Raw genomic sequence first — 15510 nt, forward strand, 5'->3', positions numbered from 1 at the left:
TATTTTTGGATTTATTTATGACAGGTAACAATTATAAAATTTGCACAAAATGCATTATGGATACTAGCGATCCTGGTATAAAGTTTGATGAATATGGAATGTGCGACTATTGCGCTAATTTTTCCAAAAACATAGTACCTATCTGGAACACAGACAGCCAGGGCGAGCAAGCCTTATTGGCTGTTGCTGAGAAAATAAAAAAAGCAGGCAAGGGTAAGGATTTTGACTGTATTATTGGTTTAAGCGGTGGATTGGACAGTTCTTACACTGCTTATGTTGCTAAAGAAATAATGGGACTGCGTCCTTTACTGTTTCATGTAGATGCCGGGTGGAATACAGAGCAGAGTGTAGGCAATATAGAAAAGCTGGTTGATGGACTAGGTCTTGATCTTTATACCGAAGTAATCGATTGGGAAGAAATGAAGGATTTGCAGACTGCTTTTTTAAAGTCAAATATTGCGGATCAGGATCTTCCTCAGGATGCTGCATTTTTTTCAGCGCTCTATAAATTTGCAAAAAAGCATAAAATTAAATACGTATTGACCGGTTCAAACTATTCTACTGAGTGTTGCCGTGAACCCGAAGAATGGGGCGGATATCCTGGAATAGATAAAATGCTATTTAAAGACATTCATAAGAAGTTTGGCAAAAAATCTTTAGATAAGTTCCCCTTAGTAGATATTTTGACTTATAAACTTTATTATAAGTACGTTTTAGGAATGGAGGTTGTCAAGCCGCTAAATTTTGTTCCTTTCAATAAAAATGATGCGGAACAATTACTGTTTGAGCGATTTGGGTGGGTAAAATATTTACATAAACACCATGAGTCGCGTTTTACACGTTTCTATGAAGATTATTGGATGCCTAGAAAATTTGGCTATGAGAAGCGGCGCGCCCATTTTTCCAGCCTGATTATGACTGGGCAAATGTCGCGAGAAGATGCATTAAACCGGATCTCAAGACCTGAAATGGATGAGCAATTTTTAGTACAAGAATTTGAGTATGTTGCTAATAAATTAGAGCTGAGTGTTGATGAGTTAAATGCTATCTTTAAAGGCGTAAATAAAACTTATCGGGATTACAAAAATAAAAGACCACTGATTAGTATTGGGGCTTATGTAATGCAGATGTTTGGTTTGGAAAAAAGACTTTTTCGATGATAAAAATTATTGACTACGGCTTAGGAAATATTTCTGCTTTTATTAATGTTTATAAAAGATTAAACATAGCAGTAAGTGTTGCTCAATGCGCACAAGACTTGAATGGCACCACCAAGCTTATATTGCCTGGAGTTGGTGCTTTTGATCATGCAATGCAGCGATTGAACGATTCTGGCATGAGAGAAATAATGACTCAGCTAGTACAGGAGCAGCATGTCCCTGTACTGGGTATTTGCGTCGGTATGCAAATACTAGCAAATTCCAGCGATGAAGGGATGATGCCTGGGCTTGGTTTTATTAATGGTACTGTAAAGAAAATGGATGAATTATCTTCTTCATCTAAATTTGCACTTCCTCATATGGGGTGGAATGACGTTAATCCTGTCGGTGGTAATTTATTATTTTCTGGATTGGAACAGGATGCGCGGTTCTATTTTCTACATTCATATTACTTTGAATGCGAACATAATGAGCATATTCTGGCTGAAGTAGAATATGGTAAGAAATTTACTTGTGCTGTCAACCAGCACAACATTTACGGGGTTCAGTTTCATCCCGAAAAAAGTCATCACTATGGTGCTCGTTTACTTAACAATTTTGCGGAGCTGTAGCAAATGTTACGTCCAAGAATTATCCCATGTCTGTTGATACAAAATAAAGGTCTGGTTAAAACAGTAAAGTTTACTGATCCTAAATATGTAGGCGACCCAATTAATGCAGTCAGAATTTTTAATGAAAAACAGGTTGATGAACTCATTGTTTTAGATATTTCTGCGACTGTAAATGGTGAAGCGCCCAATTTTAAATTAATTGAACATTTGGCTAGTGAATGTCAAATGCCATTGTGCTACGGTGGTGGGATAAAATCAGCAAGTCAGGCGAACACGATTATCGGATTAGGTGTTGAGAAAATTGCGATTAGCTCCGCAGCGATTGATACGCCAAATTTAATGTTGGATATCGCTGAAAAGATTGGTCGCCAAAGTGTCGTCGCTGTTTTGGATATCAAGCGTCGACGCTTTAGTAAAAAATATGAATTATGGACACATAATGGCAAAGTAAATACAGGAAAATGTCCCATTGAATTTTCCCGACTACTCCAACAAAACGGGGTAGGGGAAATAGTACTTAATTCAATTGATAATGATGGTGTAATGAAAGGGTACGATTTGTCGCTTGTAGAAAAAATTATCGACCATATTAAAGTGCCGGTTACCGTTTTAGGTGGTGCTGGTTCTTTAGATGATATAAGCCGTTTAATTGCAGAGTTTGGAATCATTGGTGCATCAGCGGGGAGCCTTTTTGTATTTAAAGGACCTTATAAGGCCGTGTTAATAAATTATCCGGGCACTATTGAAAAGGATAAATTAATAACATCATCAGCTTTAATTCATGCCTAACTATTTATTATCATATGATTTTTCAGGATTTATATGTTTGCAAATAAAACTTTATTAATAACCGGTGGAACAGGTTCTTTTGGAAATGTTGTTCTCAAGCGATTTCTTGATACTGATATTCGGGAGATTCGGATTTTTAGTCGGGATGAGAAAAAACAAGACGACATGAGAAAATTATACTCTAATGATAAGTTGAAGTTTTATATTGGTGATGTCCGCGATTATCAAGCGGTATTAAATGCTACCCGTGATGTGGATTATATCTTCCATGCCGCAGCACTAAAGCAAGTTCCTTCATGTGAATTCCACCCGATGGAAGCAGTAAAAACCAATATTATTGGAACAGAGAATGTGCTTGAAGCAGCGATTCATAATTCAGTGAGCCGTGTTGTTTGTCTTAGTACTGACAAGGCTGTTTATCCCATAAATGCCATGGGAATTTCTAAAGCAATGATGGAAAAGGTTATGGTTGCCAAATCACGTAACCTGGATGAAAACAAAACGGTAATTTGTGGAACACGTTATGGAAATGTAATGGCCTCCCGTGGTTCTGTTATCCCTTTATTTGCTGACCAGATTAGACTTAACAAACCGTTAACTATTACTGACCCTAATATGACCCGCTTTATGATGACTTTGGAAAATGCAGTGGATCTGGTTTTATATGCATTTAACAACGGCAAAAATGGCGATATTTTTGTTCAAAAAGCACCTGCAGCTACTCTGCATAATCTCGCAAGAGCTGTTGCCCATATTTTAGCTGATGATGAGCATTACCCCATAAAAATAATTGGTACTCGTCATGGTGAAAAACAATACGAGGCTTTATTGAGTCGAGAAGAAATGGCTGCGGCAGAAGACTTAGGGCTTTATTACCGTATTCCACCAGATTTACGTGATTTAAATTATGAGAAATTTGTAGAGCTTGGTGAAGAAAAAATTTCAAATTCCGAAGATTATAATTCACACAATACGACTCAGCTTGATGTTTCTGGCATGCAAAAATTGTTATTAAATCTTAATTTTATCCGTGAAGCTCAACGAGGTAATTATTCAGGACTTGAGGATTAATTATGAAGATACTGATTACGGGGGCAGAGGGCTTTATAGGGCGTAATCTAAAAGCCAAATTAATGGAACGTAAAGACATCGATATTGTAACTTTTACCAGAGCAAATGAAAGCTTTGAGCTTTTTGAGATGGTCAAAGAGGTGGATTTCGTATTTCATTTTGCCGGAGTTAATCGACCTCAGGAATTAGAGGATTTCAATACCGTCAACAGAGATTTGACCCAGGCTTTGTGCGAAGCAATAAAAGTAAGCAATAAAAAAATACCGGTGCTGTTTTCTTCGTCAACCCAAGCGGTGTTATCCAATCCTTATGGAATAAGCAAAAAAAGTGCAGAAGAAGTCTTGTCGCATTTTGCTAAAGAGAACAACTCAGCTGTTTATATTTATCAACTACCTAATGTATTTGGGAAATGGACTAAGCCAAATTATAATTCAGCCGTTGCAACGTTTTGCCACAATATTGCACGAGATTTACCTGTGCAGATTAATAACCCATCTGCAGAAATTAATTTAGTTTATATTGATGATGTAGTTGCAGATTTTATTAATAAGTTGGATGGAAACGAGTTTCATAACGCCCAATTTTGCCAGGTATCACCCATATATAAAACAACCGTAGGTGAATTGGTTTCTCAAATTACCGCCTTTCACGATACCCGTACTAATCTGATAACTGAAGATGTTGGTACAGGCTTTACCCGAGCATTATATTCAACTTATGTAAGTTATTTACCTAAAGAACGGTTTTCATATGAATTAACCAAGCACAGTGATCCGCGAGGAACATTTGTCGAAATGCTTAAAACCAAAAATGCGGGGCAATTTTCTTACTTTACAGCGCATCCTGGTATAACCCGGGGTGGCCATTACCATCATTCCAAGACTGAGAAATTCTTAGTCATAACTGGAGCTGCATGCTTCAGATTCCGTCATATTGCTACCCAGGAATATTACGAAATCATCACCAATGGTGATAAGCCTGAGATTGTTGAAACAGTGCCTGGCTGGACTCATGATATAACAAATATCGGTGATACTGAGATGATAGTGATGTTATGGGCAAATGAAATTTTTGATAGAGATCACCCAGATACCTATGCTTGTGAGATATGAATGAACAAACTAAAAGTAATGACTGTGGTTGGAACACGACCGGAGATTATTCGCCTTTCAAGAGTCATAGCGAAGCTTGATGAACACTGTTCTCATACTTTGGTGCATACTGGTCAAAATTATGATTATGAGTTGAATGAGATTTTTTTCCAGGATCTGAATATTCGCAAACCAGACTTTTTTCTGAATGCAGCAGGAGCGACCAGTGCGGAAACTATAGGCAAGGTGATTATTGAAGTAGATAGATTGTTACCTGAAATAAAACCAGAAGCTCTTTTGGTATTAGGAGATACGAACAGTTGTATGGCCGTACTCCCGGCAAAACGACACCAAATTCCTACGTTTCATATGGAGGCAGGAAACCGGTGTTTTGATATGCGTGTTCCGGAGGAAATTAATCGACGTATAGTGGATCATACGGCGGATATGAACCTCACTTACAGTACCATTGCCCGCGATTATTTATTGCAGGAAGGATTGCCTGCTGACATGATTATTAAGACAGGCAGCCCAATGTTTGAAGTGTTGAATTATTATAGACACGGAATTGATAACTCAAGAGTTTTAACTGATCTGGCATTAACTGAGGGCAAATTCTTCCTTGTAAGCGCACACCGGGAAGAGAATATTAGTTCAGATAAAAATTTATTGAAATTAGTCACTATGCTCAATAGTATTGCTGGACACTATCAATATCCAGTAATTATCTCTACTCATCCAAGAACGCAAAAGCGTTTTGATAGCATGGACATTCAATTTCATCCATTGGTTAAATTAATTAAACCTCTAGGATTTAAAGACTATAATAAATTACAAATTTCATCTAAAGCAGTTTTATCGGATAGCGGCACTATTTCTGAAGAATCCTCAATTCTTAATTTTCCAGCCTTGAATATACGCGAAGCTCATGAGCGTCCGGAAGGGATGGAAGAAGCATCTGTAATGATGGTGGGGTTAGATACTGCCCGAGTGTTACAATCTTTGAATATTCTGGATTTTCAGGCCCGAGGGAGTGATGAGCGAACTGTTCGTCAGGTTAGCGACTACAGTATGCCCAATGTTTCAGAGAAAGTGATCCGCATTATTCATAGTTATGTCGATTATATAAATCGAGTTGTTTGGAAGCGATACTAAAAATAGCTGGAACAGTTAACGATATTTTGGTTGAGTATTAATTATTATGAATAATGACAAGCAGAACATTCTTATTGTGACTCAATATTTCTGGCCTGAAAACATGAGAATAAATGATCTCGTTGAAGGTTTTGTGAAGAAAGGTCATAACGTAACTGTATTAACCGGTCTGCCTAATTATCCTGATGGTAAAGTGTTTGCGCAGTATAAAGAAAATAAGGGAGCGTTTTGCCAATACAAAGGAGCTGAAATTGTACGAGTTCCAATGTTGCCCAGAGGTAAGCGTAGTTTGACCCTTATGCTGAACTACTTGACCTTTTTTTTAAGTGCGTCAGTTTTAGGCTTGTTTAAATTACGTAAACGAAAATTTGATGCGATTTTTGTTTACGCCGTCTCTCCTATTATGGCTGCAATACCCGCTATCGTTATTGGACGAGTAAAAAATGCTCCAGTTTTTCTTTGGGTATTGGATTTATGGCCTGATACTTTATCAGCTGTAGGCGTTGTGTCTAATAAGCATATTCTTAAAAGTGTTGGTTGGGTTGTTTCCTGGATTTATAATCGCGCGGATTATATTTTATTCCAGTCGAAATCATTCAAATCGAATATATTAGGTTATTGTACTCGCAAGGTGCATGATGATCGCCTGGTGTATTTCCCCAGTTGGAGCGAGGATATTATTGCTAATACAGGGGACTCAGAACAGTGCCAATTACTACAGAAAGTCGATGGAGTCTTTACGGTAATGTTCGCTGGTAATTTAGGTGAGGCCCAAGATTTTCCTTCCATTATTAATGCTTTTGAACAGCTAAAAGATAACCCTTCAATTCGTTTGATAATTGTAGGTGATGGCCTCATGTTGCCATGGGTAAAAAATGAAATTAACACGCGTAAATTAAATAATATAACTCTTCTTGGCAGGCATCCGGTAAGCGAGATGCCTGGATTATTTTCTTGTGCTGATGCATTGCTTGTGTCACTTAAAAAAATTGAAATTTTTTCCCGAACTATTCCTGGAAAATTGCAGGCATATCTGGCAACAGGTAAGCCTATCATTGGTATGGTGGATGGGGAAGCTGCTGATGTGATCAGAGAGTCGGGAAGTGGGCTGGTTGGACCTTCTGGTGATGTTGATGCCTTGGTTAAAAATTTATGTGCCCTATCTGAGCTGAGTGTGGAAGAGCGTCAATTGATGGGGCGAGATGGAGTTGATTTTTATAATCAGCACTTTCGGTCCTCTCTATTATTTGATAAATTAGAACAATTATTTAGTGGGTCAACTCTTAGAAGAAAAGCGTACACTCATAATCCTGCTTAGGATTTGTTGACACTCTGGTCTAAATCCCTATGTGCGCAGGTGAAGGTTGTCGCGGGAGTCAAGCTACTTTCTTGCATTACGCTGCGCTAATGCAGGCTACGAAACTACCTATGCTCTTTGCATATCCATAAGGATTCTGGGACTGCCATTACGTAAAGATGTTGTAGTTGCGTAACGTAATACGGGGGCTAATGTGAGCTACGAAACCAGACCTATTAGCCACGGGAAGGTAGACTCATTAGGGTAATGGGATAAAATACAGTATTCATTAAGGTTGGTTATGTCTAAAATATTAGTCACAGGAGCTACAGGTTTTGTCGGACGCAGTTTGGTTCCAGCTCTTTTGCAAAACGGCCATGAGGTACGCTGCGCCGTCTCTCAGAAGGTTGACTGGCTTCAAGCGGAACAAACAGTAATAAATCGATTAGAACTTCAGTCTGACTGGAGCGAAGTGCTTAAAGATATCGATATAGTCATCCATTTGGCAGCTCGGGTGCACATTATGAAGGAGAAAGTAGAGACTGGTACTACTTCTCTGGATGAGTATTGCAAGGTAAACAGTACTGCCACTAAAAATCTGGCGCAGCAAGCTGCGCAGTATGGAGTAAAACGTTTTGTCTTTCTGAGTTCTATTAAAGTGAATGGCGAGTTTACTTTTGATAAACCGTTTACAGAAGACAGCTTGACACAGCCCGATGATCCTTATGGCTTAAGCAAATTATATGCAGAACAAGAGTTACAAGCTATCAGCAAGCAAACGGAGATGGAAGTGGTTATTTTACGGCCTCCGTTAATATTTGGGCCTGGTGTTAAAGCCAATTTCTTGAAAATGCTTCAATTGGTTAACAAAGGCTGGCCGCTACCTTTTGGAAAGGTGGATAATAAGCGTAATTTTGTTTTCATTGAAAATTTGGTATCTGCGATTTGTACTGTCGCAACAGAACCTGGTGCCGCAAATCAACTTTATTTAGTTGCTGATGATGATGCCTGGTCGTTATCAGACCTGCTAGGCCTTATTGCTCAAGAGATGAATGTTAAATCAAGATTATTTGCTGTTCCAGGAATAATACATCTTTTCAAGCTCTTGGGGTTAAGCAACATGAATAGAAGATTGTTCGGTTCTTTAGAAGTGAATAATCATAAATTGAAATCCCAATTAGGATGGCGTCCTCCAGTAAGTTCGGCGGAGGGTTTAGCTAAAACAGTAAAATGGTATCAGAATGAATATAAGTTATAGTATTTTTTTGTTTCTAGCTTCCGTTGTTTTGACTCGTATTTTTTGTGTATTGGCACAAAATACGAAACTTATGGATAAACCAAACTCCCGATCCTTACATGTTATTCCCACAGTAAGGGGCGGTGGGCTTATCTTTATTGGCTTATCTTTATTGGCTATACCCCTGATTTCTTATTACAAGCAATTATTTGCTTCTGGGCAATGGATTTTAATGGGGAGCATCTTTTTATTAGCTTTAATTGGTTTTCTTGATGATTTATATAATCTGACTGCCAAGTTAAGACTTTTGGTTCAATGTATTGTTGCCTTTTTAGTAACTTTTTATATGCAGCCTGAATCTTTGGATTTTATTTGGTTTTCAATTTCAAATCAGTATGTGATTGTAGCTTTTCTGTTTTTTATCGTGATTTGGGCAATAAATCACTTTAATTTTATGGATGGACTTGATGGATTTTGTGCTTCCCAGGCTTTATTTTTATTAGCCGCATATACCTTGTTTTTAAATGTTCATTCTGCTTTTCTATATCAATACTATTGTATGTCTCTGATTATATGTCTCCTGGGTTTTTTGTGGTTTAATTTTCCGCCCGCAAAATTATTTATGGGGGATGTCGGAAGTGCAACTCTGGGCTTTATTACTATCGCCATTGCGGTTATTGGTCAGGAACAATATGATATTCCAATTGTTTATTGGTTTTTGCTAAACAGCCTGTTTCTTTTTGATGCCACTATTACATTAGTACGAAGAATGATTAATAAAGAAGAGTGGTTTGCTGGACATAAAAAGCATGCTTATCAGCGGTTAAAACAATCAGGGATTGATTCCTACAAAATTTTATTAGGTCAAACCATGATTAATGTGACTTTTTTATTTTTATTGTTGTTTTTTCAAGCTAATAAACTGAATCTCGCTGGGGTCATTTGTCTTCAATTAGCTATTATATTGCCTATCTATTATTTAATAGAAAAACGATTTCCAATGTTTCCGAAACTTAATTTAGAGTTTTAGAATTAAATGAAAAAAAATCCTGGTTATCGCGCGGACATTGATGGTCTTCGCGCTCTTGCGGTTAGCCTAGTAGTCCTATTTCATGCCTTTCCAAATTGGGTTAAAGGTGGTTTTATTGGTGTTGACATATTCTTTGTTATTTCAGGCTTTCTGATTTCGACAATTGTTTTTACCGGTCTGGAACATAATCATTTTAGTTTTCTTGAGTTTTATAAACGCCGAATACTTCGTATTTTTCCAGCCCTGATTTTGGTTTTATCGGGATGTATAGTATTTGGTTGGTTCGTTTTATATGCAGATGAATACAAACAGCTTGGCAAACATATTTCCAGTGGTGCAATTTTTTCCTCAAATTTTATCCTCCTGTCTGAAAGTGGTTATTTTGATAATCTGGCCGAAACTAAACCTTTACTGCACCTGTGGTCTTTAGGAATTGAAGAACAGTTCTATTTTGTATGGCCTTTTATTTTATGGTTCAGCTGGAAAAAGAGATTTAATTATTTAACAATCACTATTACTCTATTATTAATATCATTTTTATTTAACCTGTATACAATACGAAGTAATTCCATCGCCGCTTTTTATTTGCCGCAAACACGTTTTTGGGAGCTGCTTGCCGGAGCTTCGTTAGCGTATCTTAATATTTACAAGACCGAACTGTTTAACGATTTAAAAATAAAATTGGATAAATTCCTTGTCTCTATTATTTATGTGTCATCACCCGAAAATAATGGCGCTACATTAAGGAATATTCAATCTATTTTAGGTATTGTGTTTATTGTCGTTGGTCTGTTTTTTATTACTAAAGAACGAGCTTTTCCTGGCTATTGGGCTATATTCCCTATTATGGGGGCTTTACTTATCATTTCTGCTGGTGCGAACGCCTGGGTTAATCAAACTTTTTTATCAAACAAATTCATTGTCTGGGTTGGGCTTATCAGCTTCCCTTTATACCTTTGGCATTGGCCTCTTTTAGCTTTTGCACGAATTCTTGAAAATGGAACACCTTCAAGAGGTACGAGAATTGCTGCCATACTTTTAGCAGTGCTGCTTTCATGGCTTACCTACAGATTTATCGAGAAGCCTATTCGCTTTGGCAAAAATAGAAATGCTAAAGCATTTGTGCCTATTCTTCTGATGGTGCTCCTTGCTGGTGCAGGACTGAATATATTCGGCCATGACGGGTTGCAATCTCGTGACCATATTAAAGCGTTGCAGAACGTCAATGATGCCTTTGTTGGTCCGTTATGGAATTATACAAAAAATGATACCTGTCTGAATAAATATCCTCTTGCTGGCTCTGAAGATTATGGCTGGTGGTTTTGTATGGCAAGCACAGAAGAGAAACCAACATTGTTACTTTTAGGAACCAGCTATGCCAATGAGCTTTATCCTGGATTATTGAAAAATAACAGTATCAATCACCACAATATTTTATCTATTGGTACATGTGACGCCGCTAACATTGATGAAACTAAATTTGTCCAATCAAAGCCAGGCCTTGAATACGGTCCTTGTGTCGGATACAGGCATGCTGAGCAACAGAAATTAATTAATAATATTATCAATTCAGGCTCCCTTAAATTTGTAATCATTGATGGAATTAATCCTAATCCAGATAAGGAATATATTCTTCATCTGAAAGAACGAATTGATTTAATTGAAGCAAGTGGGGCTAGAGTCATTGTATTTTATCCTCATATACCTGTTGATTTTGATATAAGAGGGTGTTACGCGAGACCTTTCGGGAAGTCTAAAGAAAATTGTGATCTAGATCCTGTCAGGATTAAAGAAATTGTTAAAAAATATGATCCACTTATTTCTTTTATTCAATCATCGAATCCTGACGTTGCATTTTTTGACAGGAGCAGATTGTTTTGTAAAAACGATAAATGTTCATTCATAGATGATGGTAAGCCATTACTCCGAGATGCTTATGGCCATATTTCTGAGTATGGAAGTATCCAGTTATCGAAATTATTTGAAAATTGGGCTCAACACAATGTTCCCGAACTATTGGCCTGACTTTTAAAAGGGCATTGAGCCAAACTTACTGACTAGTGAGTGTTCTTTAAGGATTAAGGAGTCACGAGTGATTTTTCACCAACTATTTGATACGGATTCGTCTACTTATACCTATTTAATCGGTTCATCTCTCAGTAAACATGGCATCATTATTGACCCGGTAAAATCCCATGCTCACAGCTATATTGATCTTATTAATCGAGTAGGCCTGAATTTAGTTGCCTCCATCGATACTCATACTCATGCTGATCATATAACCGGATCAGGTGATTTATCCTGTTTAACAACATGTAAATCTATGATGGGTATTGAAACAGAAGCACAATTTATAAAGTACAAATTTCGTGACAATGAACTATTAACTTTTGGTGATCTGGTTATAAAAGCATTGCATACTCCTGGGCACACTCCTGATTCCTATTCATTTTTATTGAATGATCGAGTCTTTACTGGAGATACTCTCTTAATCAATGCGACAGGACGTACAGACTTTCAGGGAGGCAGCGCCAGTTTGCAATACGAGAGCCTTTTTCATAAATTATTAATATTACCTGGTTCGACTATGGTGTTTCCTGGTCACGATTATAATACCAGGAAATTTAGCACTATTGAGCAAGAAAAAAATCATAACCCCAGATTACAAGTGAAATCCAAAGATGAGTATGTGGTATTAATGAGTAATTTAAATCTGGCACCGCCTAAAAATATACATTTTGCGGTTCCTGCTAATTTAATGAATGGTTTGACGGTGAATGTATAAAAAAATTTTATATTTTTATAAATTTTAATATTTCTTAGTTTTTTGCTGGCATTTACTAAGATTAAAAGGTAAATTGTTTATTGATTTGATGACATATCATTGATTTTACTATTTTTAATATTAGCTCGGATACCAGTTGATCTACGAATTGGTATCATTATCAGTACCTGTAACAGGTAATTATTGGTGAAAATTTAAGACAAATATTATCTCGGCCTTAATACTCCGTTAATAATCAGCGTGTAGAATATGATCCGAGCAACAATTATTGTTTAATTTTTAGTCAATATGTGGTTACCAAGAACACCATGGAAGCGTTTTATGGGAATGTAGGTAGCTACCTCATTAGGGAGATTTAGTCATGTTAATTTTGACTCGACGTATAGGTGAGACATTAATCATTGGTGATGATGTAAACATTACTGTGTTAGGTGTTAAAGGCAATCAGGTTCGTTTAGGCATTAACGCACCAAAAGATGTTTCAGTTCATCGCGAAGAAATTTATTTACGGATACAACAAGAAAAAGAATCTGATGATTCTGAGCAACCAGCATAAATTGATTTCCTCGCAGTACATCCAGTTCCGAGTACTTAATACTGCTCGGGACGAACCAGCAACCCAATAAATAGCTACTCAACTTAACCCCTTCGTTCTTCATCTCAAGATATATAGCTCCCTTCTCTTCTTCAATACAATCTGAATTTCAGGCCATTCGTAGAACAGAAGACTGCCTTATTGCTTCTAGTGGCTTTATGAATCAATCACATTCAGTTTATTTATCTCTGAATTCATAGGTGACTAAGAGGCTATTCACAGAGATATCCACAGAAAATGTGGATAAGATATCAACTGATTTATGAATAATAAATTACGATAAGCTATATTCGGCAAGAGGTTAGATGCGAATAAACTATTTGGTTTGGGGATAAAACATGTGTTGTGAAAAAAAATATCCACAAGAGGAAATTATCGATGTACCTATCTGGAACGTCATATTAACAACAAAAAAATTAAAAAAACAGTCTTGACTGGCACGATTTTTGAATAATTTAAAATTAAGGCTAATTATATTTCGTGCTAGAGATCTATTTTTCGATGGGAATCCATTGGGCGTTGAAACTGCACGCAGAATTCTAGGCGGTCAAACGCTCTTGCTATCTTTACTGCTACCCTCTTAAAAAAGAGACGTCTTTCCGAGCGAAGCGAGGAATCTCCTGCAGAATAGCAAATATCATTAGAAAGCCGCAGCTAGAATCATATCAAGAGTAGAGTCATCTCAATCCATTTTTTCTGTAGCGGCCTCAAGCTCATACCTTTCAATTTCTTCGAGGTATTTTTGTAGCTCGTTCAAAATAATATATCTAATCATAACGAGGAGCTTAAAAGCTCTTTTTAATCTATGTTCTAGCAAAAATCAGATCGGTTTGCAGGAGATTCCTCGCTTCGCTTGGAAAGACGCTATTTTTTATGGAACAGCCATAGTATTTTTGAGAAATGTTGTACGATTTTTTCTCGCGAACGTTTATTATTCTAACGTATCGGAATAATTTGAATGCAGTGAAGTATCTCCTGATGATAGTGCATGGAATACCCCTTGTTCATCCTGTAGGATCAATTGCCCTGAAGCATTGATTCCTCTCGCCGTACCTGAGAGCTTGGTAAGAGATTGAGTGACCTCAATGTGTTTACCTGCCAGATAGTCGTATTTATTCCAATCATCGAGAAACTTGCCGAGATCGGTACTTATAAAATGATTAATATAGCGTTCTAAATTGCTTAATAGGGCCGCGAGCAGAAGATTACGATTAAATCGTTGATTGGATAGTTCAAATAACGAGCCCCATGGTTTTTCCGGGGTAGAGTGGTTCTGGGTGTCTGTGTTTACATTAAGTCCAATTCCGATAATTACTTGGGCGTTTCCGTTGGATTCAGCAATTATTTCAATCAGGATTCCACACAGTTTTTTATTGCCCCAAAGAATGTCATTGGGCCATTTGATCTTGACATCATCAGTTGGAATGAATTGGGTTAACGTATTTAATACTGCCAAACTGGTTATCAGGCTTAATCCAGACAGGCGGCTTAGATCGCAATTTAAATTCCATCGGCTGGAACAGTAAATATTTTCTCCAAACGGTGAATACCATTGTCTGCCAAACCGGCCTCGACCATGAGTTTGAATTTCAGCACAACAAATATCCAGGAATGGGCTTAAAGGAATATCTTTTAAATATCGATTGGTTGAATCTATTGAAGTAAATAGATGCAGTTTGAATGGCATTTTAAAATCATGCAATTTCATTTGATTGATGAGTTCTGATTCATTTAACAGATGAAGGGGAGTCGATAATTTGTATCCTTGGTGTGCTATGCGAATAATTGGGATCCCTAGCTCTATAAGCTGATTCATTTGTTTCCAGATAGCCGATCGAGTAATACCCAGAGCTTGACCTAATTCATTCCCACTATGGCAAAGGCCATCCCCAAGGATCTGGAGCAGAATCTTTTGTGATGGATTAAATTGCATCATATCTTAAAACTTTAAACTGGCATTTTGATGCAATTGAATCAATCCATGGCGAATTTCTCGTACCGTCGGGTGATGACATAGTGCGCCACTACATGCTACTTTTGGCATGAATGTGCGCAATTGCCAGGTCATATTGTGCAAAGGATCATCTACTAACTGCTTGGTTGGGATGATGGTGGGCACATGAAATTCTTTTGTGGGATAAGAAAGCCCTAAACCGCTGGCTTTAATAAACGCCTCTTTCTGAGCCCATACGTGAAAAAAAAGAGCCGCTTTCATTGATGCTGGCGCTTTTTTAAGTTCCATAAACTCTTGTTCGGAAAATAAGCTTTTCGCTATTCCTTCATAAGGTCTTGCGGAATATTTTTCAATGTCCACGCCCATCGGATAGCCTTTACCCACTGCGAGCATGGCCAGATCACCAGTATGGCTTATATTAAATTGCAATTTTTGCGAGTTAATAACGGTGGGCTTTCCATACGAATTATAAATAAATTCAAGACGTTCCGGAGCTGTATTCAAATAACGCGCCAGGATAATTCTCAAAGTAGCTCTGGCTGTGCTAAAGCGTCTTTTGTGCCTGCTAAAGTAAAATCTGTCTGCCCGAGCACGCTCATCAGCATTAAGTAACTGCTCTGCTACATGCAATTCATGCTCAAGGGAGAACTGCCAAAGATCAATACGTGACTCATTTAGAATGCAGTTTTGTGTATTTAATGGGGTAAATCCAGTTATTATCATATCGAGTGCTTT

14 protein-coding genes are annotated in these 15510 nt (G+C 37.5%); 12 read left to right on the plus strand and 2 right to left on the minus strand.

Annotated elements, in window-relative coordinates; genetic code table 11:
* The first annotated feature begins 17 nt into the window (after nucleotides 1–17).
* The 12 genes from Q0495_RS04425 (at nucleotide 18) to csrA (ending at nucleotide 12782) form a co-directional block, all read left to right on the plus strand.
* A complete protein-coding gene (locus Q0495_RS04425) occupies nucleotides 18–1160 on the plus strand; it encodes an N-acetyl sugar amidotransferase (RefSeq protein ID WP_298623547.1) in 1143 nt (380 codons plus the stop codon).
* A complete protein-coding gene (gene hisH, locus Q0495_RS04430) occupies nucleotides 1157–1771 on the plus strand; it encodes an imidazole glycerol phosphate synthase subunit HisH (RefSeq protein ID WP_298623549.1) in 615 nt (204 codons plus the stop codon). The genes Q0495_RS04425 and hisH overlap by 4 nt, the downstream gene beginning before the upstream one ends.
* 3 nt (nucleotides 1772–1774) lie before the next feature.
* Nucleotides 1775–2560: an AglZ/HisF2 family acetamidino modification protein gene (locus Q0495_RS04435; protein ID WP_298623551.1), complete on the plus strand. Its 786-nt coding sequence runs from the start codon at nucleotides 1775–1777 to the stop codon at nucleotides 2558–2560.
* A gap of 33 nt (nucleotides 2561–2593) precedes the next feature.
* Nucleotides 2594–3631 carry a polysaccharide biosynthesis protein gene (locus Q0495_RS04440; RefSeq protein ID WP_298623553.1) on the plus strand — a complete coding sequence of 346 codons (1038 nt, stop codon included), beginning with the start codon at nucleotides 2594–2596 and terminating at the stop codon, nucleotides 3629–3631.
* Between the two features lie 2 nt (nucleotides 3632–3633).
* On the plus strand, nucleotides 3634–4743 hold the full coding sequence (locus tag Q0495_RS04445) for a capsular polysaccharide biosynthesis protein CapF (RefSeq protein ID WP_298623555.1): 1110 nt from the start codon (nucleotides 3634–3636) through the stop codon (nucleotides 4741–4743).
* Complete coding sequence (gene wecB, locus Q0495_RS04450) at nucleotides 4744–5877, plus strand: non-hydrolyzing UDP-N-acetylglucosamine 2-epimerase (RefSeq protein ID WP_298623556.1); 1134 nt, start codon at nucleotides 4744–4746, stop codon at nucleotides 5875–5877.
* Nucleotides 5878–5923: 46 nt separating this feature from the next.
* The gene (locus Q0495_RS04455) at nucleotides 5924–7195 is read left to right on the plus strand and encodes a glycosyltransferase family 4 protein (protein WP_298623557.1); all 1272 of its coding nucleotides are present in this window, start codon (nucleotides 5924–5926) and stop codon (nucleotides 7193–7195) included.
* 280 nt (nucleotides 7196–7475) lie between these two features.
* Nucleotides 7476–8432 (plus strand): NAD-dependent epimerase/dehydratase family protein, encoded by a 957-nt coding sequence (locus Q0495_RS04460; protein WP_298623558.1) that lies wholly within the window; start codon nucleotides 7476–7478, stop codon nucleotides 8430–8432.
* A complete protein-coding gene (locus Q0495_RS04465) occupies nucleotides 8416–9441 on the plus strand; it encodes a glycosyltransferase family 4 protein (protein ID WP_298623559.1) in 1026 nt (341 codons plus the stop codon). Before Q0495_RS04460 ends, Q0495_RS04465 begins: the two co-directional genes overlap by 17 nt.
* 6 nt (nucleotides 9442–9447) lie before the next feature.
* Complete coding sequence (locus tag Q0495_RS04470; RefSeq protein WP_298623561.1) at nucleotides 9448–11466, plus strand: acyltransferase family protein; 2019 nt, start codon at nucleotides 9448–9450, stop codon at nucleotides 11464–11466.
* Between the two features lie 67 nt (nucleotides 11467–11533).
* Nucleotides 11534–12226, plus strand: coding sequence for an MBL fold metallo-hydrolase (locus tag Q0495_RS04475; protein ID WP_298623562.1), 693 nt, complete (start codon nucleotides 11534–11536; stop codon nucleotides 12224–12226).
* A gap of 361 nt (nucleotides 12227–12587) precedes the next feature.
* A complete protein-coding gene (csrA, locus tag Q0495_RS04480; RefSeq protein WP_298623564.1) occupies nucleotides 12588–12782 on the plus strand; it encodes a carbon storage regulator CsrA in 195 nt (64 codons plus the stop codon).
* 970 nt (nucleotides 12783–13752) lie between these two features.
* Here the strand turns inward: csrA and Q0495_RS04485 are convergent.
* Both Q0495_RS04485 and Q0495_RS04490 read right to left on the minus strand, forming a co-directional pair.
* Nucleotides 13753–14757 (minus strand): biotin--[acetyl-CoA-carboxylase] ligase, encoded by a 1005-nt coding sequence (locus tag Q0495_RS04485; protein ID WP_298623567.1) that lies wholly within the window; start codon nucleotides 14755–14757, stop codon nucleotides 13753–13755.
* A gap of 3 nt (nucleotides 14758–14760) precedes the next feature.
* The gene (locus Q0495_RS04490) at nucleotides 14761–15498 is read right to left on the minus strand and encodes a 4'-phosphopantetheinyl transferase superfamily protein (protein ID WP_298623569.1); all 738 of its coding nucleotides are present in this window, start codon (nucleotides 15496–15498) and stop codon (nucleotides 14761–14763) included.
* Nucleotides 15499–15510 lie beyond the last annotated feature (12 nt).

The sequence above is a fragment of the uncultured Legionella sp. genome (assembly GCF_937871865.1).
Classification (GTDB): domain Bacteria; phylum Pseudomonadota; class Gammaproteobacteria; order Legionellales; family Legionellaceae; genus Legionella.

Bases quoted from the DNA above. Each gene is read 5' to 3' on its own strand.
- Q0495_RS04490 (WP_298623569.1), bottom strand. From the start codon at position 15,498: ATGATAATAACTGGATTTACCCCATTAAATACACAAAACTGCATTCTA.
- Q0495_RS04455 (WP_298623557.1), top strand. From the start codon at position 5,924: ATGAATAATGACAAGCAGAACATTCTTATTGTGACTCAATATTTCTGG.
- Q0495_RS04485 (WP_298623567.1), bottom strand. From the start codon at position 14,757: ATGATGCAATTTAATCCATCACAAAAGATTCTGCTCCAGATCCTTGGG.
- Q0495_RS04440 (WP_298623553.1), top strand. From the start codon at position 2,594: ATGTTTGCAAATAAAACTTTATTAATAACCGGTGGAACAGGTTCTTTT.
- Q0495_RS04435 (WP_298623551.1), top strand. From the start codon at position 1,775: ATGTTACGTCCAAGAATTATCCCATGTCTGTTGATACAAAATAAAGGT.
- Q0495_RS04425 (WP_298623547.1), top strand. From the start codon at position 18: ATGACAGGTAACAATTATAAAATTTGCACAAAATGCATTATGGATACT.
- csrA (WP_298623564.1), top strand. From the start codon at position 12,588: ATGTTAATTTTGACTCGACGTATAGGTGAGACATTAATCATTGGTGAT.
- Q0495_RS04460 (WP_298623558.1), top strand. From the start codon at position 7,476: ATGTCTAAAATATTAGTCACAGGAGCTACAGGTTTTGTCGGACGCAGT.
- Q0495_RS04445 (WP_298623555.1), top strand. From the start codon at position 3,634: ATGAAGATACTGATTACGGGGGCAGAGGGCTTTATAGGGCGTAATCTA.
- wecB (WP_298623556.1), top strand. From the start codon at position 4,744: ATGAACAAACTAAAAGTAATGACTGTGGTTGGAACACGACCGGAGATT.
- hisH (WP_298623549.1), top strand. From the start codon at position 1,157: ATGATAAAAATTATTGACTACGGCTTAGGAAATATTTCTGCTTTTATT.
- Q0495_RS04465 (WP_298623559.1), top strand. From the start codon at position 8,416: ATGAATATAAGTTATAGTATTTTTTTGTTTCTAGCTTCCGTTGTTTTG.
- Q0495_RS04470 (WP_298623561.1), top strand. From the start codon at position 9,448: ATGAAAAAAAATCCTGGTTATCGCGCGGACATTGATGGTCTTCGCGCT.